Genomic DNA, 19,294 nt, shown 5'->3' with positions numbered 1-19,294 from the left:
CCGGGATCGATCGGTGACTGGCCTCGTCGTCCCCAGGGCCGGCAGCCAGGCACCGGATTTCACCGCTCGGAACCAGCACGGCGAAGAAGTCCGGCTCTCGCAGTACCGGGGCCGGCGGGATGTCGTGCTGGTGTTCTACCCGTATGCCTTCAGCAGGGTGTGCACGAGTGAACTCGGCGCGCTCCGCGACCGGCCCGAACTGCTTGCCGGCGCGGAGTTCGTGGGGATCTCCTGCGACCCGATGTTCACCCTGCGCGCGTACGCCGAGGCGGAGCGGCTCGAGTTCGGGCTGCTCAGCGACTTCTGGCCGCACGGCGCGATCGCGTCGGCGTACGGGGTGTTCGACCCGGAGCGCGGCTGCGCGGTCCGGGGCACGTTCGTGGTCGACCAGGCCGGGATCGTGCGCTGGTCGGTGGTCAACGCGATCGGTGAAGCGCGCGACCCGGACAGCTACGCGGAGGCCCTGGCAAGCCTTCGGCCCGATCTCGGATAGACTCCTCGCTCCGCCTTTCGACGGCGGCCAAGAGGGCGCTTAGCTCAGCGGTAGAGCGCTTCCCTTACAAGGAAGATGTCGGGGGTTCGATCCCCTCAGCGCCCACCTCTCACCCCCTCCCAGTGGGTCCGTCGCGACACGCTGGAGAGGCCGCCGACTTTCTTTACAGTCAGCTGCCGGATCTGCTTCGGCCAGGTCACATTTCGGCTGGTAAGGTTCCCGTTCGTCGGCTTGTCGATGACGCACCGGGACCGCTCGGTCACCCTCGTCGCGCGGGTCGGCAACGGGGCAATCTGTCGATACCAGCGAGACGGGCATGCCCTGAGCCCGGCTCCGTCCAGTGGGGGAGGCGTGTCCGTGGGTCGCAGCACTGTTGCCTCCGCTGCCCGCCGCCCGCGTAGTACAGGGCAGGTGCGATGAGGAGCGGTGCGGACCGGCCGGCGATCAGCACCGGACCGGCGCTGATGATCCCCGCGGGATACCCGCGCGATCTGCCCAGCGCCCTGCTGCGTGCCGCCCGCGACTTCGGTACTGCGGGGGTCGTCGAGATCGGCCCCGACGGTCGCGAGACCCGGCTGGACTTCCCGACGCTGCTCGAGCTGGCCGCGCGGATCCTGGCCGGGCTGCGCGCCAACGGAGTACGGGCTGGTGATCCGGCTGTTGTCCACTGCACCGAGCCGGTCGGGTTCTTCGCTGCGTTCTGGGCGTGCACGCTGGGCGGTATCCGCCCGCTGCTGATGTCGCCGGCGCCGGAGGGTGACACGACCGAGGAGGGCCGCGAGCGGCTCCGCAAGGTCACCGATCTGCTCGGCTGGACCGTGCTGATCGGCCGGCCGTCGGACCTGCCGAACGACCTCGGCCTGCCGGTGCTCGATCCGGACGCGCTGGCAGGGCACGAGCCGACCACCGAGTTCCACCGGCCTGCTGCCGACGACGTCGCGGTGCTGATGATGACGTCCGGTTCGAGCACCGGTACGCCGAAGATCATCCAGCTGACGCATCGCGGGCTGGTCGAGTTCGCCGCCGGTACGCCGGCGATGCTGCCGGTGCGCCCCGGCCAGACCACGCTCAACTGGCTGCCGCTGGACCACAGCGGCGCGTTCCTGCTCTACCACCTGCTGCCCGTCTTTACCGGCTGCACCAACATCCACGTGGCCACCGATTGGGTGCTTGCGGACCCGCTGCGCTGGCTCGACCTGATGGACCAGCACCGGGTGAACCACTCCTGGTCGCCGAACTTCGGCTACCGCCTGACCGGCGCGGCCATCGCCGGGGAGCCCGACCGGCACTGGGACCTGTCGGCGCTGCGCAGCCTGGTGAGCGGCGGCGAGCAGATCACCGTCCCGGTGGTGAGCGAGTTCCTGCGCCTGACGAACCGCTTCGGCGTCGTGCCGGAGACCTTCGTCGCCGCCTGGGGCATGACCGAGACAGTCACCGGGATCACCTTCGGCCGCCCCGGCCTCACCCCGAACGTGCATCGCGTGCGGATCTCCCAGACCGGCGTCGTCGAGTGGGTCGACCAACGGACCTCCACCGGCAAGGTCGCTGTCGCGCGTCCCGGCAAGGGGCGCACGGACGCTCCCGGCGTACTGAGCCTGGTGTCAGTAGGCGCTCCGGCTCCTGGCGCGACTGTGCGGATCGTCGGCCCCAACGGCGCAGTACTGCCGGAGGGCCGGATCGGCCAACTGCAGATCGCTTCGGCTCGGGTGACGCCTGGCTACTTGGGCAATCCGGACGCCGATAAGGCGGCTTTCCCTGCTGGCAACTGGCCAGCCCGGAAGTGGCTCGCTACTGGCGACCAGGGGTTTATCTCTGGCGGCCAGGTGGTGATCACCGGCCGCGACAGCGAACGGATCATCCTCAACGGCCAGACCTACTACGCGCATGAGCTCGAGGCAGTCGCCGCGACGGCTTCTGGTGCTGTGCCTGGGCTGGTCGCCGCTTGTGGCGTCGCCGACGCTGCTCTAGGCACCGAGCGCCTGCTGATCTTCTACGCCCTCGCCTCGGACTCCGCCGAGGGCGTCGACGAGGCGATCCGCTCGGCTGTGCGCGGTCGCCTCGGTTTGGATGCGCGGGTTGTCGGCGTCCCTCGTCGGCACTTCCCGACGACGCCCGGCGGGAAGATCCTCCGTCCGCTGCTGAAGCAACGCTGGCTCGACAACACTTTGGAGACCGCGCCGGGCCCGTATGCCACTCCGCCTGGTGCTGCGCCTTCGTTTTCACCGTACGGCGACCCGGTGCGGCCCGGCTCCTTCGCCGGTGCTGCCCGCTCGTCGGACTTCGAAGAAGATGCGAGCGAGCAGACGACTGAGCTGCCGATCGTGCGGCTGGCTTGGCGGCGGAACCTGCAGGAGTCGATCCCGCACCCGCCGCAACGGCCGACGCTGGGTGCGAACCGGTTGCCGGATGCTTTGTCTGAGCCGCGAGAGCCTGAGGCTCGTGAGTCCGAGCCGCGTGAGGCGGACATCCTCGCCGGATCAGCTATGCCTGGCGCTCCCGCGGCTCCGCCTAAAGCCGGCGAGCAGGCGGAAGCATCCACGTCGGACACCTCCACTGAGCCGCGTGAAGCCGACACCCGAGGCGGATCACGCGACGGTGCCACCCTCGCGGAGTCGTCCGACCGGTCCGATGAGCGGTCCGAGCGATCTGAGCCTGAGGCGCTTGCGGAGTCGCCTGAGCCCGAAGCGCTTACGAAGTCGCCAGAGCCCGAGGCGCTTGCGAAGTCGCCAGAGCCCGGCTTGCTCACCGAACCGTCCAACTCCGAGCCGTCCTCCCCAACCAAGTCGTCTGACCCCGAGCCGTCCTCGCTCACCGACTCACCTGAGGCCGACCCGATCTCGCTCGCCGGTACGCCCGCACCTACCTCGCTCAGCCAGCCGAGTGAGAGCACCGCTGATCAGCTCGCCTCAATGACCGCCCCCGACCCGCTCAACCAGACGCGGGACAGCAAAGCCGAGCCGCTCACCGAGTCCGACCCGCTCACCAAGTCGACGCACGCGTCCACACCGGGCTCAACCACCGACACAGCCGAGCTAGAAGCCGCCGAGACCGACGGAACCACAGCCACCAAGCCCGACGCCGCCGCAGGCACCGAGCCCGGCGGAGCAGCAGCCACCGAGGCCGACGCTGCAGCGGCCACGGAGCCCGACGCCGCCGCAGCTACGGAGCCCGGCGGAGCAGCAGCCACTGAGGCCGACGCTGCAGCGGCCACGGAGCCCGACGCCGCCGCAGCTACGGAGCCCGGCGGAGCCGCAGCCACTGAGGCCGACGCTGCAGCGGCCACCGAGGCCGACGCCGCCGCGGCCACGGAGCTCGACGCCGCCGCGGCCACGGTGCCCGGCGGGGCAGCAGCCACCGAGGCCCACGGAGCCGAGGCCACCGAGCCCGACGACTCCGAGGCTTCCTCCAAGCCCAGGGCCCTCTCCGCACGACCCACCACGCCAGAGCCAGCCGCGACCTCAGCTTCACTCGACGAGCCGGACACCACCCCGTCCGCAGCCGAAGCCTCGCCCGCTGCCGACTTGTCGCAGGCTGCCGACACCTCGCCGGCAGCCGACGCTCCGTCTGCCGACGAGCCGACTGCACCCGGGCCCGCAGCCCCCGCGCCGACGACAGCCGAGAACAGCCCGCCCCGCGAAAGCGCCACCCTGACCTCCGACGACCAGTCGGCGGCGGACCAGCCTGCCGACGTACCGGCGACGCAGGAGCGAGCGGACGAGGTACTGGCGAGCCAAGCACAAGCCGACGAGGCTGCTGCTGAGTCTGACGACGAGCAAACTCCGGCCGTATCGGACACGCCTGCGCCGATCTCCGATGACCAGTCGGCGGCCGACCAGACTCATGACGTACCGGCGACGCAAGAGCAAGCCGACGACGTACCGGCGACCAACGAGCAAGCTGCTGACGAGCCTGCGACCGACGTACCAGACACTCAAGAGCAAGCCGACGAGGTACCGGCGGGTCAAGCGCGGGCCGACGAGGCTGCTGCGTCTGACGACGAGCAAACTCCGGCCGTATCGGACACGCCTGCGCCGATCTCCGACGACCAGTCGGCGGCCGACCAGACTCACGACGTACCGGCAACGCAAGAGCAAGCCGACGACGTACCGGCGACCAACGAGCAAGCTGCTGACGAGCGTGCGACCGACGTACCAGAGACTCAAGAGCAAGCTGCTGACGAGGTTGCGGAGGACGTACCGGCGTCCCAGGAGCAAGCTGCCGACGATGCCGCCGCCGCGTCGTCCGACGACGAGCACGCCTCGGCCGCACCTGCGACCAAGACCGATGAGCAGGCCGCAGCCGTGCAAGCGTCGGTGGAGCCAGACGCAGCGTCGGCAGATGACGAGCGGGCCGCCGACGAGCAGTCCACGCAAGTCGAGCAGGCCGCCGCGCTTGCAGAGGATGAGCTGGATCAAGAGACGACTCAGTTGCCGGCCATCCGCATTGGCGACCACGAACCTGCTGCAGTTGATGTAGCGCCCGCCGAACCTCCTGCGATAGACAGCGCCGCAGCAGAATCGGATGCTGCGGTTGTAGAACCCGCCGAGGTGGAGGTCGCGCCGGAGAGCGCCAAGCAATCGGTTGGCGACGAGGGCGAGGACGCTGACGTCCAGGCGGTGGCTGATGTGCCGGCTGCAGACGGCGAAGTTGCCGACGTACCGGCTGTGGATGCTGATGATGAGTCGCACGCAGAAGGCGAGCCTGCCGGAGTACCGGCGGTAAGCGCTGACGATGTGTCGGCTGCAGGTGGCGATGCTGTCGAGGCGCCGATAGCAGAGGCGGGCACTGGCGAGGTACCGGCTGCGGAGGCAGAGGCTGACGACGTACCGGCACCGGATGGTACGGCAGCCGACGTACCGGCTGCTGATGATGAGTCGGCCGTAGAGAGCGCTGCTGTCGTAGAACCGGCTGTAGATGCTGAGGATGAAGCGCACGCAGAAGACGAGCCTGTCGAAGTACAGGGTGCATCCGAGAACTCTGACGCGGCGGCCGCGGATGCTGAAGATGCGTCGGCTGCGGAGGCGGATGTTGACGCCGTACCGGCTCCGGTTGGCGAGGCAATCGAAGTACCGGCCGCCGACTCTGGGGCGGATGCAGAGAGCGCTGCTGAAGATGTGCCGGCTGCAGAAGATGCGGCTCCCGAAGTACACGCTGTAGAAGCGGATGCTGACGTCGTACCGGCTGAAGATGCCGAGGTAGTCGACGTAGTGGCTGCTGACGATGAGTCGGTCGCGGAGAGCGCTGCCGAAGTACCGGATGCAGATGTTGAGGATGAGTCGCTCGCAGGTGGAGACGCTGTTGAGGCGTCGGCTGCGGAGGCAGGTGCTGGCGACGCACCGGTTGCAGAGGCTGAAGTTGACGTCGTACCGACAGCTGTAACCGCCGCGCCCGCGGCCACCGCAGAGCAGCCAGCGGCAGCACGCGCACCCGGCCGCCCCGGCGCCGAGAAGCGAAAGAAGCAGAAGGCTGCCAAGGCCGGCACCGTAGACCCCGTAGCTGTCGTCGGGCTAGCAGGTCGCTTCCCCGGTGCAGCTTCGGTCGACGAGTTCTGGGACAACCTCCTCGGCGGAGTAGAAAGCGTCCGGCGGTTCTCCGAGGAGGAGTTGCGGGAGGCCGGCGGGAGCGACGCGTTCGGTGACGAAGAGCTGGTCGCGGTCAGTGGGGCGTTGGATGACGTGGAGTTGTTCGATGCCGCGTTCTTCGGGCTCAGCGATCGCGAGGCCGAGCTGACCGATCCGGCGCAGCGGTTGTTCCTGCAGGTTTGCCAGCAAGCGCTGGAACACGGCGGTTACGCGGGTGCCTCTGGGCGGATCGGCATCTTCGCCGGCTCCGGCATGAATCTCTACACCCAGCAGAATCAGCCGTCCGACTACCTCGCCACTCGCGTTGCCTACCGGCTCGGGTTGACCGGGCCGGCGATCGGCGTGCAGGCGGCCTGGTCGTCTTCGTTGGTGGCGGTTCACCTTGCCTGTCAGGCGTTGCGCAGTGGCGACGCGGATCTCGCGCTCGCCGGCGCGGCCGCGGTTCATGTGCCGCAGGCAACGGGTTATCACGCGAGTGCTCGGTCGATCCTCTCGCCGACCGGGCATGTTCGCGCGTTCGACGCGGCGGCTGACGGCACGGTCGGGGGCAACGGCGTTGCGGCGGTGTTGCTCAAGCGGCTTGATCAGGCGATTGCCGACGGCGACACCGTGTACGCCGTGATCAAGGGGTCCGCGGTCACCAATGACGGTGGGCCGGCCGGTCAGGTCGAGTTGGTCGAGCGGGCGTTGGAGAAGGCCGGCGTACCGGCCGAGTCGCTGAGTTACGTCGAGGCCAACGCGACCGGTACTGCGGCCGACGACACGGTCGAGTTCCGCGCGCTCACCGCGGCGCTGCGCAAGCACACCGATCGGGTCGCGTTCTGCACGATCGGGTCGGTCAAGCCCAACATCGGGCATCTCGACAGCGCCGCCGGGATGGCGGGGCTGATCAAGACCGTGCTGATGCTGCAGCACCGCACGCTGGTCCCGACCATCAACTACCGCAAGCCGAACCCCGAGCTCGGCGCGGCCGGCAGTCCGTTCGTGATCGGCACCGAGGTGCGCGACTGGGAAGCCGGTACGCCGTTGCGCGCCGGCGTCAGCGCACTCGATGCCAAGGGCACCAGTGCGCACGTGATCCTGGAAGAGGCGCCGCGGCAGATCCGTCGTGGTGAGGACGGCCCGGTCGTGCTGCCGATCTCGGCGCCGGATCCGGCCGCGCTCGCCGACCTCACCGAGCTGTTCCGCATCGACCTCGAAGACGGCACCGGGCAGCGCCTGATCGATCTCGCCGGTACTGCGGCGATCGGTCGCCCGGCGCATCGTCACCGCATCGCTGTGGCTGGTTCGTCCGAGGCGGAGTTGGCCGAAGCGCTCAGCACAGCCGTCACCGCGGAGGTGCCGCGTGGTGGACCCGGGCCGCTCGGCTTCGCGTTCACCGGTCAAGGTGCGGCGCGACGCGGGATGGCCGCGGGGCTGGCCGTTCGGTTCCCCGTTTTCCGTGCGGTGCTTGACGAATGCGACAAGGTCTACGAAGAGGAGTTCGGCGGCAGCCTGCTCGAGTTGCTGCTGACGCCTGCTGGTTCCGACGGCGTTTGGCCGACGGAGACCGCGCAGCCTGCGCTGTTCGCGTTCGAGCTGGCGCTGGCCCGGTTGTGGCAGTCGTTCGGTGTGCAGCCCGCATTGGTGGTCGGGCACAGCGTCGGCGAGTACGCCGCACTGTGCGTCGCGGGAGCGTTGTCGCTTGCCGATGGCATCAAGCTGACCGCGCAGCGCGGAGTACTGATGCAGCGCGGTACTGCGCCGGGCGCGATGGTCGCAGTAAGGGCGGATGCCGATCGGGTCGCCCAGCTGGCCCAGACGCCGGGAGTGGAGATTGCCGCCGGCAACGGTCCGCAGTCGTTCGTGCTGACTGGGTCCGAGGTGATCGTCGGGCAGCTGGCCGAGCAGCTCGATCGGCTGGAGCTGAAGTGGCAGCGGCTGGATGTCGATCGCGCCTTCCACAGTTCGCTGGTCGAGCCGATCCTGGCCGACTTCGCCAAGGTCGTTGCCGAGATCAAGCTCAAGCCGCTGCGGATGCCGATGGTGTCGAGCTGGTCGGGGGAGTTGCTGGAGAGCGGTACTGCGCTCGACGGCGACTACCTGGTCGGTCAGTTGCGGCAGCCGGTGTTGTTCGGTGACGCGGTCGAGGCGTTGACGGCTGCTGGTTGCCGGCGATTCCTGGAGCTTGGGCCGGACGCCGTACTGAGCCCGGCCGGGCGGCGGATCGCGCCGAACAGCACCTGGATCCCGACCCAGCGGCTCGGGCAGGACCCGGTGCTGGCGACGATGAACGGGCTGGCCGAGCTGTACGAGCAGGGCACCGAGATCGTCTGGGCGAAGGTCTACCCGGAGAGCGGCCGGGTGCCGCTGCCGACGTACCCGTTCCGTCGGGTGCACCACCCGGTCGACGCCTCGGCGCGGCCGGTGGCGCTCGCGCAGCCGCCGGTGGTGGAGGAGCGTTCGATCGAGCGGAGCGGGGCGGCGCTGAAGCGCATCCCGCTGGATCCGCCGGCGTCGAACGGTGTGGTGGTGCCGGCGATCGAGGAGATCGAGACGCACGACCTGTCGCCGTTCGCGATCCCGGCGGACGACGACCGCCTGGCGGCGCCGGTGGAGCCGATCGAGCTGGAGCCGGAGGAGCCGAAGCCGGTCGCCGCGCTGGACGACGCCAAGTCGAACGGCACCGAGGCCAACGGCGCCAAGTCGAACGGTGCCAAGGCCACCGGCACCAAGTCCAACGACGCCAACGGCGTCGAGCTGGTCGCCAGCGCCTATGTGCGGATGCTGCCGGAGGCCCTTACTACGAAGGCGTCGGCCGAGGTTTCCCCGTTGGCCGGGGACGAGACGTCGGCTGAAGCTGCCTCCGATGGTGAGCCGTCGGCGGTGGCTGAGGCTTCTGAAAAGCAGAACGAGCCCGCCGCGGCAGCCGAAGTACCGGTTGCCTCGGCTGCTGACCTGTACCGCGACTCGCTGGAGGTCGTGCTCGACCTGACCGGCGAACAACTCGGCCTGGACCCCTACGACCTGACCGTCGACCACACCTTCGCCGAGCTCGGCGCCGACTCGCTCTCGATGTTGCGCGTGGTCGAAGAGGTCGGGCAGCGGTTCCAGGTCGAGATCGCGGTCAGCGAGCTCTTCGACGAGCTGAACACGCCCCACAAACTCGCCTCGGCCGTTGCCTCACGCAACCAGCCGGGTGACGAGGAGGTCGACCCGCTCGACCTGCTGCGCCCCGCGGACGAGCCGGCCAAGCCTGCTGCGGTCGAGCACGCGGATCCGCGCGCCGCCTTGGCGGTGCTCGGTTCGGGCCTGGCTGAGCTGGCGGCGAAGGTCGACGCCGCGGCGGCGGCGACGAGCGAGGCGGAGCTGCCTGGTTCGGGGATGGCCGCGTTGATGTCGCAGCAGTTGCGGGTCGCCGGTCAGCTGGTCGACGGGGTCACCAAGCTGATGCACGAGCAGCTCGCGCTCCTCAACGAGACGGCGCAGAAGCTCGACCGGACGCCGGCGCCCGCAGTACCAGCTCCGCACCAGATCAAGCAGCAGAACAAGCCGGAGGACAAGGCCGAGGCCGAGAAAGCCAAGCGGGCCAGGGATCTGGACTACTGGCAGACCGTCCTCGACGGCGCCCAGCCGCTCGTCCTCCCGACCGATCGCCCACGTCCGGCCGGCGACGACCTGATCGCCACCGTCACGCACGAGCTCGACTCGCAGCTCGGCGACGCCGTCTTCGCGTTCAGCCGCGATCGCCGGGTCAGCCCGCTGATGACGATGCTCGCCGGCGTCGGCACGGTGCTCGGCCGCTTCGCCGCGCAGGAAGACATCACCATCGGTACTGCGGCCCTCCGCCGCCCCGGCGACACGGTCCCGCAACCAGCCCTGCCGCTCCGCCTCGACCTCACCGGCGAGCCCGACCTCGGCGACCTGGCCCAGCGAGTCCGCGAGGTCACGACCGTCGCAGTCGACCACTCGACGGCCGACCTCGTCACACTCGACCAGGACCCATTCTTCCAAGTACTGGTCGAGTTCGAGGCAGGCGACGACGACCTCGCACCCGGGCTCGACCTCCGCTTCCGCCTGGCGTACCACGGCACCGGCATCACCTGTACTGCGGACTACCGCGCCGGCCTCTTCGACGAGCTGACCATCAAGCGACTGCTCGCGTACCTCGAGGCCGTCCTGCGCCGGGCGATCGCCGAACCGCGGCTCGCCCTGCCCGACCTGATGCTGCCGATCGAGGACGACCAGAAGATCCTGATCGAGTTCGAGGGCGCCGCCGCTCCGACCGGCCCGGTCGGGCGGACCCGCCGGGACGCGGTGGTCGCGGGCGAGCTGAGCGGCCTGCACACCCTGTTCGAGCAGCAGGTGGCCCGCACGCCCGACTCGATCGCGCTGATCCACGGCGACCGCGAGATCTCGTACGCCGAACTCGATCGCCGCTCGAACGCGATCGCCTGGCAACTCGTGGACCTCGGCGTGAAGCCGGGTCAGCTGATCGCCGTCCGGGTGGCGCGCGGCGCGGAGCTCGTGGTCGCAGTACTGGCTGTGCTGAAGTCTGGCGCCGCCTACCTGCCGCTTGACCCCGGCGTACCGGAGTCGCGGTGGGCCTTCATGACCGCCGACGCGGGTGCGGTCGCGCTGGTCGGCGACGACGCGGCGCTGGCGGATCGACTGGGGCTGCGGCTTGTCCCGGTGGCAGCGGTCGACGGTGATCTGCGGGCCAAGCAGGCTCCGCCGGTCCGGGCAGCGGCCGACGACATCGCCTACTGCATCTACACCTCCGGCTCCAACGGAAACCCGAAGGGCGTCGCCGTACCGCATCGCGGCCCGGTCAACCTGATCCGGCACTACCTGCGGACCAGGCGATCGATGCGCACACTGCAGTGGACGTCGTTCGGCTTCGACGTGCACGTCCAGGAGATGTTCACCGCGCTGGCCTCCGGCTCGGCGCTGGTGCTGATCGGCGAGGACGACCGGTACGACCCGGACGCCGTCGTCGCGGCGCTGAAAGACAACGGGGTGGAGCGGCTGTTCATGGCGTTCACGCCGCTGACCGCGCTGCTCGCGACGATGCGCAAGGTGCCCGAACTGCCTGCCCTGCAAGAGATCGTCGCGGGCAGCGAGGCGATGGTCGTCACGCACAAGATCCGCGACTTCCTCGAGGCGCACCCGGAGTGCACGCTCTACAACGAGTACGGCCCGACTGAGGCGTCCGTGGTGACCACGATCCACCAGGTCGACCCGGACGAAGACCGGCCGTCGATCGGCCGCCCGATCGACGGGGTGGTCGTGCGGCTGCTCGACGAGGCGTTGCGGCCGGTGCCGGTGGGCGCGATCGGCGAGATCCACCTCGGCGGCGTCGCGGTCGCCCAGGGCTATCTGGGTCGGCCGGACGAGACCGAGCGGGCCTTCGTGAGCGACCCGGCGCATCCGGGTGGACGGCTGTACCGCAGCCGCGACCTCGGTCGCTGGCGCGCTGACGGTTCGCTGGACTACCTGGGCCGCGCCGACGACCAGGTGAAGATCCGTGGGCACCGGGTCGAGCCGGGGGAGACCGAGCACGTCCTGGCCGACCTGCCTGGCGTGATCGACGCCGTGGTGGTCGGCTGTGCGGACCCGGCCGGCGAGACCTGCCTGATCGGGTACGTCGTACTGGAGGACAGCGATCCCGCAGTACTGGCGAACCTGCTGCTGGAGCTCACCAAGGAGCTCCCGATCTACCTGGTCCCGGCGGACCTGATCCCGGTCGAGGACCTGCCGTTGGATGCCAGCGGCAAGTTGGACCGCTCCCGGCTGCCCGCGCCCGAGTGGCTCAAAGGCTCCTGAAACAAGGCGGTCCTGCAACAAACAACCCCACGCTCCCAGGGAAGTCGGTTCTGCACCGCCTACGGGGTTGGTGTGCCGGCGGCTACCCTCCCGCAACCTCCGGCCTACCGTCCGCGGTGCAGAACCCGCGCTCGATCCTCATCCCTCCTGAGGATCGACCGCACCTACCTCTGCTGCTCCCCGGCGGAGCAGCGCGTAGGCGCTGATCACGCAGATGAGCAGGGAATACGCGGCCCAGACGGGTTCGACGTTGCCGAGCTCAGGTCCGTTCCCCCGGGACCCGAGTACGACGACGGCGGTGACCGCGACCAGCGCGATCAGTGGGCCGGTCCAGCCCAGCACGCCCATCCGCACCGGCTGCTCGGACTCGGACAGGTCGTCCGGGGCCGAGGCGGCGGAGATGGCGCGTCCCCGGAGGGACTCGTGCAGAGCGGCGACGCCGCACGCGGCGGCGACGTTCAGCAGCAGCAAGCGGCCGGTGACCTCGCCGATCGCGCTGCCACCCGGGCCGACCGTGCCGTAGATGACGGCGTAGAGGTCGACCGGAACAGTGGCCGCGGCTGCGAGGACGACGACCGACTGGAACAGCCGCGGGCGGCGTACCGAAGCACGCAGTACCCCGTGGCTGGTCGTCGTGACGACCACGAGCGCGGTGAAGAAGAGTGCGAAGACGATCAGAACGACAACGTCCATCAGGACCTGTCCCTACGGTCGAGCGTTGCCCCGGACAACGCTGGTGGACGTGCGTACATCGGTACTGCGTTCGCTGCCCGCGCGAGCGGCGAGGAGTCGCCTCCCCGCCGCACACGCTGGCGGTCAATCCCTGGCATGCAGGCCCCCCTGATTGCCCTTCGGATGACGTGCCCCCACTCCATCCATCCGTTGCATCGCGGGAGCAGGGGTCAGCGTTACAAGGATTTCGGCAATTGCGTAAAAAATGCGCAAATTTGCTCGGGAGACCCCTTACCGCACGTCGTCCTTGTGTGTGAGGGGTCGCAGACCGTCGCCGGACGGTTACGGTGGCGCCAACTACCGGACGGAGCTACCTCAGGGCGCTCCCGGAACTGGCCAACGGCAACAGATCCCAGCCGAGCCGGGCGGCGCCGATCAGGCCGGCGTTGTCGAGCTGGGCCGGCTGGACGGTCAGGTCGGCGACGAACGGGAGTTGCGCGAGCCGCTTCACCCAGCGCTGGACCGGGTCGAACAACACCGGTCCCGCCTTGGCCACCCCGCCGCCGATCACGACGGTCGTCAGGTCAACGGTGACAGCGGTGGCAACGATGCCCGCCGCGAGGGCCTGCGCGCCGTCGTCGAAGACCGCGAGGGCGATCTCGTCCCCGCCGGCGGCGTCCGCGGACAGCACCGCCGCGTCCACGTCCTCGGTACTGCGCCACCCGCGACGCTTGGCCCGGGCAACCATCCGCGGGCCGGAGGCGTAGGTCTCGACGCAACCGTACGAGCCGCACGCGCACGGCTCGCCGTCGAGGTCGACCACGACGTGCCCGAGGTGCGCAGCATTGCCGGATTGTCCGAGCAAAGGCCGGCCGTCGAGCACGATGCCGGCGCCCACTCCGGTGGACACGACGATGCCGAGCAGACTGCCGACGTCACGCCCGGCGCCGGTCCAGTATTCGCCGAGCGCGAAGCAGTGGCCGTCCACGCCCAGGGTGACTGGTACGTCGCCGACCAGCGCGCGGACCCGGTCGACCAGCGGGAAGTTCCGCCAGCCGGTGATGTTCACCGGCGAGACCAGGCCGTGCTGCAGGTCGAGGGGTCCGGCCGACCCGATCCCGACCGCGGAGGGGGTGGCGTCCCCGATCACCCGGCCGACCAGTTCGCCGAGCGCGGCGAACACCTGGTCCGCGTCGCCGGGCGGGGTGGCGATCCGGTCCGCGGTGACGATCTCGCCGTCGGCGGACACGATCGCGGCGGCCATCTTCGTGCCGCCGATGTCGATGCCGAGCACCGTCGCTGCCTCGTAACTCATGATCCCCCCCGTCAGTGCCGGTGCAGATGGTCAGGGCGGCCGGAGGAGACACAGATGATCTGCGCAGTCACGTGGGGGAGCTCCTCGCAGCGGGCGGTCAGGTCGGGAGACAACGTTATCCGTAACCGGCCGATCCGGCGAGGCCTTGCCGGTGCTAATCATCGATGAACCCGCAGGTGGGCGCTCAAATCATGACCTGACATAGTCTGACAACGATGGCCTTGGGAAGGCCGTGCTAGGTCAGATGTAGGGCAATCCTTCGCTGTCCGTGACAGCTTCAGGTGGCGGCGGGGTTCCGGGCAGGAGAGGGTAGTGCCATGAGTGACCAACTGGACCGCGACGCTGCCGGCTCACTGATCGTCGGCTTCAACGGAACCACCGCCTCGGACGAGCTGCTGCGCGCAGTGGCCGCCGGACTCGGTGCCGTCATCCTGTTCACCCGCAACGTCGAGAGCGCCGAGCAGGTCGCGGCGCTGACCGCGTCGCTGCGCGCGGTCCGCCCCGACCTGGTGATCGCGATCGACCACGAAGGCGGCGAGTTCAGCCACCTCGCGCCGGCCAACCCCTGGCCGCTCTCCTCGCCGCGGTCACTCGGCGAGCTCGACGACGTCGACCTGACCCGCTCGGCCGCCCGGGACGCCGCGGCCACCCTGGCCTCGCTCGGGATCGACCTGATGCTCGCGCCGTCGGTCGACGTGAACAGCAACCCGGCCAACCCGATCATCTCGACCCGTTCCTTCGGTACGACGGCCGAGGTCGTCTCCCGGCACGGCGTCGCGTTCGTCCAGGGCGTCCAGGAGGCCGGCATCGCCGCCTGCCCGAAGCACTTCCCCGGACACGGCGACGTCGCGGTCGACTCGCACCTCGACCTGCCCCGGGTGGACCGCTCGGTCGAGCAGGTGAACGCGGTCGAGCTCGCGCCGTTCAAGGCGACCATCGCGGCCGGCGCGGACGTGATCATGAGCGCCCACATCATCTTCTCGGCGTACGACGACCAGCCGGCCACCCTGTCCCCGCGGATCCTGCAGGGGTTGCTGCGCGACGAGCTCGGCTTCACCGGCGTGATCACCACCGACGCGCTGGAGATGCAAGCGATCACCAAGTCCCAGTCGATCGAGGACGCCACCGTGGCCTCGATCCGGGCCGGCGCCGACCTGGCGATGATCGCGATCGGCGAGGCGGATCCCCGCGCGTTGACCGATCGCCTGGTGCAGGCCGTCGGCGAGGGCACGCTCGACGCAGCGCGGCTCGCGGAGGCGGCCGGCCGGGTTCGCGCTCTCGCGGCGACGCTGGCAGCACGGCCGCGCCAGCCTGGACTGGATGGTGCGCCGACCCGCGAGGTCGCGGCGCGCACTGTCACGCGGCAGGACTTCCCGGGTCTCGGCGGAGCGCCGTACGTGGTGGATCTGACGCAGGGGCTGCACCCGGCCTGGAACCCGTACTTCAGTGGGCTGCCGGAGGTCTTCGCCAAGGTCGCGCCGGGCTCGGCGGGCGTAGTACTGCGCGGCGAGGATCACGAAGCGCTCACCGAGGCGCAGAATGCGGCGATCGGCCGGCCGCTGGTGGTCGGAGTACAGGATGCTGTTCGTACTCCGTGGATGCGGGCTGCGCTGCAGAGCCTGCTGGAGAGTCACGAGGGTGATGTCTTCGTGCTCTGCACGGGTATTCCGGAGGACAGGGCGCTGGTACCGGCGGCTGTTCCGACGGCGGTGACGTACGGGCGCAACCTGGTGGTGCTGGAGGCCGCGGCTCAGCTGCTGACCCGCGTTCCATGATTCAGGGCTGAAGTCCCCGCCGGGCATCGTTTTCAGGTCTAGCCTGGCGGGCGTGACTGCTCTCGACTTGTCGAAGATCACGCTCCGGCCGTTCCAACCAGGCGACTGGGCCCGCATCCATGAGTGGGCGTCGCTGGAGGAGCCCTGCCGCTATCAGCCCTGGGGACCGAACACCGAGGCGGAGACCGAGGCTTTCGTGGCCGCCGCGATCGCGTCCGCGGCGGTGCGGCCGCGGACCCGGTTCGCCTGGGTCGCCACCCACCCGGAGTCCGGCGTACTGGGTGTCGGTGAGGTCAATGTCCGGCACGCCGTCTGGCGGCGCGGCGAGATCAGCTATGCCGTTCACCAGGACTACTGGGGTCAGGGGGTCGCCAGCGAGATCGGGCGGATCCTTCTGCAGTTCGGCTTCGAGTACCTGGACTTGGAGCGCATCGAAGCGACCTGCGATCCTCGCAACTCCGCCTCGGCCGCAGTGCTGAAGCGGATTGGGATGACCCATGAAGGGATCCTTCGCCGTACGGTGCTGATCCGCACCGGCTGGAGGGACTCGAAGATGCACAGCATCATTCGCCCTGAGTGGACCCCGATCGGCGGTTCGCCCCGCTGGTCCTTAGCCTCGTGAGCTGAGTTGGAGGTCCAGGGCGTGCTGCTCGACGTAGTTGAGGGCATGGCGCACCGCCCCGACCGACACGATCGTGTCGCCCAGCGACGACACCGCGATTCGCGGCGGGGTGGTGGTGAAGGTCGCGAGCTGCGCCTCGATCTCGGGCAGCAGCGCCTTCGCGCCGGTCGCGACCGCGCCGCCGATCACGATCAGCTCGGGGTTGAACAGGATGCCCAGCGTGGCCAGTACCCGGGCGGTCCGGCCGGCCACGAACCGAAGGATGCCTGAGGCAACCTCATCGCCGGCGGCCGCGGCGGCGAAGACCAACTCGGCGGTCAGCGGTTCTCCGAGGTCTCGCAGGCTGGTCTTTACGGTCGGGTCGGCCACCGCCTTCACGCCTTGCTCGCGGGCGGTCCGCGCGATCCCGGCAGTGTCACCGACGCCCTCGACCAGCTTGAGGTAGACCATCTCGCCGGCGCCGCCGCGGCTGCCGTGCAGCAGCCGGCCGGAGTCCATCAGGCCGGAGCCGAACCGCTCGCCCGCCAGCAGCACGACCAGATCATCGACGTCACGGGCCTCACCTCGCCAGTGCTCGCCGAGCGCGGCCAGGTTCGCGTCGTTCTCCAGCAGGACCGGCCAGCCGTGCAACTCGGTCAGCCGCGTTGTCAGGCCGGCGTCGAATCGTCGCCAGAACTCGTCGTCGGAGAGGATGTTGCCCTCCCGATCGACCGGCGCGGCCACCCCGACCCCGGCCGCGAGCACCTCCGCGTCCGTCACTCGCGCCTCGGCCAGAACCTCCAGTACGGCCTCGTTGACCACCTGTGTCTGCTCGGCCGGGGTCTTCACCGAGAGGAACGACCGGCCGGTCTTGGCGACGGTCTCGCCGCGCAGGTCGGAGAGCAGCACGGTCGTCTTCGCCGCGCCGACGTCGATGCCGAGCACGTAGCCGGCCTGGCTGTTGAACTCGAACCGGCGCGAGGGCCGGCCGATCGGCGTACCGGGGGCGTCGTGGCCGGGGTCGAGCTCGAGCACCCAGCCCATCGCGATCAGGTCGTTGCAGACCGCGTGCACGGTCGCGCGGGTCAGGCCGGTGGCCTCGATCAGGCCGGTACCGGTCATCACGCCCGCGGTGGACAGCACGCCTAGTAGCTTGCCCGCGTTGACCCTGCGTAACAGCGGCGGCGTGGCCGCCGAGGTGTTCACCATCTCTGCTCTTGACCTCCTCGCGAGTCCCGCCGCAGAATACTGCAGAATCTAAATTTAGAGTCTATATAAACCAGAGTGAGGCGCTCTTGACCAGCACGGAGACCCAGGTGATCCCGGTGGGCGGCTCGACCGATGCCAACTGGTGGCGGCAGGCGGTCGTGTATCAGATCTACCCGCGCAGCTTCGCGGACTCGAACGCTGACGGCGTCGGCGATCTGCAGGGCATCATCAGCCGCGTCCCGTACCTGACGTCACTCGGCATCGACGCGGTCTGGCTGAGCCCGTTCTACCCGTCCGCGCTGGCCGACGGTGGGTACGACGTGGACGACTACCGCAACGTCGACCCGCGGCTGGGCACGCTGACCGACTTCGACGAGCTGGTCGGCGCGCTGCACGGCGCCGGGATCAAGCTGATCGTCGACATCGTCCCGAACCACACCTCCAACCTGCACGAGTGGTTCCAGGAGGCGCTGGCGTCGCCGGCCGGCTCCGCTGCTCGTGATCGGTACATCTTCCGCGACGGCACCGGGCCGGACGGCAACGAGCCGCCGTCGGACTGGGACTCGGTGTTCGGCGGGTCGGCCTGGGCGCAGAGCCCGGACGGGCAGTGGTATCTGCATCTGTTCGCGGCCGAGCAGCCTGATCTGAACTGGGACAACGCCGAGGTGCGCGAGGATTTCCTGACCACGCTGCGGTTCTGGTCGGACCGTGGGGTGGACGGCTTCCGGGTGGATGTGGCGCATGCGCTGATCAAGGATCTGAGCGAGCCGTTGCCGTCGAAGACCACGCTGCCGCGGCAGTCGGAGTCGAACGGGGCGCACCCGCTGTGGGATCGCGAGGGTGTGCACGAGATCTACACCGAGTGGCGGAAGGTGCTGAACGAGTACGACCCGCCGCGGTCGGCTGTTGCCGAGGCGTTCGTGCCGGCTGCCCGGCGGGCGCGGTACGCGAGTGCTGAGGGGTTGGGGCAGGCGTTCAACTTCGATTTGCTGCAGGCGGACTGGGACTTCGGGAAGTTTCGCAAGGTGATCGAGGAGAACCTTGCGCTGGCGGAGGAGAACGGGTCGTCGTCGACGTGGGTGTTCTCGAACCACGATGTGGTTCGCCATGCGACGCGGTACGGGCTGCCTCGGGATCCCGAGGGCGCGTGGCAGGACGGCAAGGCATGGCTGCTGAGCAACGGGACCGAGCCGACGGTTGATGTCGAGCAGGGTTTGCGGCGGGCGCGTGCCGCAGTACTGCTGATGCTTGCGCTGCCTGGGTCGGCTTATCTGTATCAGGGCGAGGAGTTGGGGTTGCAGGAGGTTGGTGAGCTGCCTGCTGCCAATCTGCAGGATCCTGCCTACTTCCGGTCGAAGGGTGCCGAGAAGGGGCGCGACGGCTGCCGAGTTCCTTTGCCTTGGACGGTGGGTGGTTTGTCCTTTGGTTTTGGGTCGGGTGGCTCGCATCTGCTGCAGCCGACGTGGTTCGGGTCGTACTCGGTCGAGGCGCAGGAGGGTGATGTCGCGTCGACGCTGTCCCTTTACCGCAAGGCTTTGGCTGTGCGCCGGGGGTTGCAGACGGGTGCCGGTCTGGAGTGGATGGATGGGGTTGAGTGGGCGCTGCATTTCACGCGTCCTGGTGGTTGGCAGTCCGTCACCAACTTCGGCGCCGCGCCGATCGAGCTGCCTGAGGGTGCGGTAGTGCTCTCCAGCGCACCACTCGAAGGCGACAAACTCCCCACCGACACCACAGCTTGGCTGATCTGAGAACAAGAACAAGAACAAGAACAAGAACAAGAACAAGAACAAGAACAAGAACAAGAACAAGAACAAGAACAAGAACAAGAACAAGAACAAGAAC

General features: G+C 69.1%; 8 protein-coding genes and 1 tRNA gene. 6 read left to right on the top strand and 3 right to left on the bottom strand.

Annotated elements, in window-relative coordinates; genetic code table 11:
* Positions 1 to 13 precede the first annotated feature (13 nt).
* The 3 genes from AB0P21_RS07135 to AB0P21_RS07125 all read left to right on the top strand — a co-directional run bounded on the left by AB0P21_RS07135 (position 14) and on the right by AB0P21_RS07125 (position 11,880).
* On the top strand, positions 14 to 493 hold the full coding sequence (locus tag AB0P21_RS07135) for a peroxiredoxin (RefSeq protein ID WP_363694474.1): 480 nt from the start codon (positions 14 to 16) through the stop codon (positions 491 to 493).
* A gap of 33 nt (positions 494 to 526) precedes the next feature.
* Positions 527 to 598, top strand: a tRNA-Val gene (locus tag AB0P21_RS07130).
* Between the two features lie 311 nt (positions 599 to 909).
* Positions 910 to 11,880: an amino acid adenylation domain-containing protein gene (locus tag AB0P21_RS07125; RefSeq protein ID WP_363694472.1), complete on the top strand. Its 10,971-nt coding sequence runs from the start codon at positions 910 to 912 to the stop codon at positions 11,878 to 11,880.
* 138 nt (positions 11,881 to 12,018) lie between these two features.
* On the opposite strand, the gene AB0P21_RS07120 is transcribed toward AB0P21_RS07125, so the two are convergent.
* Positions 12,019 to 12,573 (bottom strand): hypothetical protein, encoded by a 555-nt coding sequence (locus tag AB0P21_RS07120; RefSeq protein WP_363694470.1) that lies wholly within the window; start codon positions 12,571 to 12,573, stop codon positions 12,019 to 12,021.
* 349 nt (positions 12,574 to 12,922) lie between these two features.
* Positions 12,923 to 13,867, bottom strand: a complete 945-nt coding sequence (locus AB0P21_RS07115; protein WP_363694468.1) for an ROK family protein — start codon at positions 13,865 to 13,867, stop codon at positions 12,923 to 12,925.
* A 317-nt stretch (positions 13,868 to 14,184) separates the two neighbouring features.
* On the opposite strand from AB0P21_RS07115, the gene nagZ reads away from it, so the two are divergent.
* A complete protein-coding gene (nagZ, locus tag AB0P21_RS07110) occupies positions 14,185 to 15,642 on the top strand; it encodes a beta-N-acetylhexosaminidase (RefSeq protein WP_363694466.1) in 1,458 nt (485 codons plus the stop codon).
* 52 nt (positions 15,643 to 15,694) lie between these two features.
* Complete coding sequence (locus AB0P21_RS07105; protein ID WP_363694464.1) at positions 15,695 to 16,264, top strand: GNAT family N-acetyltransferase; 570 nt, start codon at positions 15,695 to 15,697, stop codon at positions 16,262 to 16,264.
* Here the strand turns inward: AB0P21_RS07105 and AB0P21_RS07100 are convergent.
* The gene (locus AB0P21_RS07100; RefSeq protein ID WP_363694462.1) at positions 16,253 to 17,452 is read right to left on the bottom strand and encodes an ROK family transcriptional regulator; all 1,200 of its coding nucleotides are present in this window, start codon (positions 17,450 to 17,452) and stop codon (positions 16,253 to 16,255) included. The genes AB0P21_RS07105 and AB0P21_RS07100 overlap by 12 nt on opposite strands.
* Positions 17,453 to 17,538: 86 nt before the next feature.
* On the opposite strand from AB0P21_RS07100, the gene AB0P21_RS07095 reads away from it, so the two are divergent.
* Positions 17,539 to 19,200 carry a glycoside hydrolase family 13 protein gene (locus tag AB0P21_RS07095; RefSeq protein WP_363694460.1) on the top strand — a complete coding sequence of 554 codons (1,662 nt, stop codon included), beginning with the start codon at positions 17,539 to 17,541 and terminating at the stop codon, positions 19,198 to 19,200.
* Positions 19,201 to 19,294 lie beyond the last annotated feature (94 nt).

The organism is Kribbella sp. NPDC056861, assembly GCF_040687575.1.
Classification (GTDB): domain Bacteria; phylum Actinomycetota; class Actinomycetes; order Propionibacteriales; family Kribbellaceae; genus Kribbella.
This window is presented reverse-complemented; position numbering and strand designations above follow the sequence as displayed.

What these genes read in the sequence shown, in the direction of transcription:
- AB0P21_RS07100 (WP_363694462.1), bottom strand. Translation starts at nt 17,452, where the DNA reads ATGGTGAACACCTCGGCGGCCACGCCGCCGCTGTTACGCAGGGTCAAC.
- AB0P21_RS07125 (WP_363694472.1), top strand. Translation starts at nt 910, where the DNA reads ATGAGGAGCGGTGCGGACCGGCCGGCGATCAGCACCGGACCGGCGCTG.
- nagZ (WP_363694466.1), top strand. Translation starts at nt 14,185, where the DNA reads ATGAGTGACCAACTGGACCGCGACGCTGCCGGCTCACTGATCGTCGGC.
- AB0P21_RS07120 (WP_363694470.1), bottom strand. Translation starts at nt 12,573, where the DNA reads ATGGACGTTGTCGTTCTGATCGTCTTCGCACTCTTCTTCACCGCGCTC.
- AB0P21_RS07115 (WP_363694468.1), bottom strand. Translation starts at nt 13,867, where the DNA reads ATGAGTTACGAGGCAGCGACGGTGCTCGGCATCGACATCGGCGGCACG.